This is a genomic window from Leptospira idonii (genome assembly GCF_004770995.1).
Lineage (GTDB): Bacteria > Spirochaetota > Leptospiria > Leptospirales > Leptospiraceae > Leptospira_A > Leptospira_A idonii.
In genome coordinates, this window is record NZ_RQHW01000056.1 from 1 (window position 1) to 939 (window position 939).

Genomic DNA, 939 nt, shown 5'->3' on the forward strand with positions numbered 1-939 from the left:
TTCGATTTCATTCTTAAATAATTCTTTATAAATCTCTGACGAGGCTGTTGCAGATAAAATTAAGTATTTTGAAGATGGAAACTGAAAATCTGAAATAATTTGATATTCATTTTCTAGTTTTAGAACGTGAAATTTATTTTGGAAGTGTTTTAAGGCTGATAAAGGTGAAATAGGTGCTTTAGTTCCTTGTGAAATATGTAGAATCGCTTTTTCTGACTCAGCTTTTAGCAAATTACTTATTTTTTTTGTAAGAGGCTGTATATCAAACGACTTTATATCGTCAATCTCCATCTTATCTAGCGATTTAAGTAGGTATTTGATCAGAAATGATTTCTCGTTTCTCAAAGCTGTAAGCTCATTTTCTTTGACCGTTGATTCTCGGAACATTGAGTTAATTATACACTCATCGAAGATAACATGATCGAAAGCTTCTAAGTTTAGTGAGCTTAAAAAGAATTTGGAGTGAGTTGCGACAATGAATTGGCTAGTTGCAAGTATTTCTTCGGTAGACTTTTGGTGTTTGAGGTAAATTTCTTTTAGAGATTTTAGTCTAGGAGTAGTTGGCTCTAAATCTTCAAAGATTTTGTAGCTGTGAATGCCTTTGGGAGAGTTTTCTTCGAAGAAATCTTCAAGTTCTTTTGGAGCAGAGGGAAGATTAGTGAAATTTGAATAATTTGTGTAGTTTTCAATTCTCTTGACCAGGACAAGGATTCTTTTATTAGGAAAGTGATCTGGTAGAGAATTAATAAAATAAGATTTACCGGTTCCAACATCTGATTTGATTAATGTGAACTTTGCTTCGGGAGAGGAAATAGAAGAAATAATTTGATCTTGTAAGGCATCACGAACTTCTTTGAGAGTAGGTTTGTGACTTTGAGTTATTGTGCTACTGTATTTTTTGTGAAGAGATATGAAAGGTTGTTGGTCATTAAAGGTAAT

Annotated in this window: 1 protein-coding gene; it reads right to left on the reverse strand. The window is 32.5% G+C overall.

What is annotated here, in order from left to right; all coding sequences use genetic code 11:
- Positions 1-939: hypothetical protein (locus EHS15_RS19140; RefSeq protein ID WP_167884255.1), on the reverse strand; the 939-nt coding region annotated here is incomplete at both ends.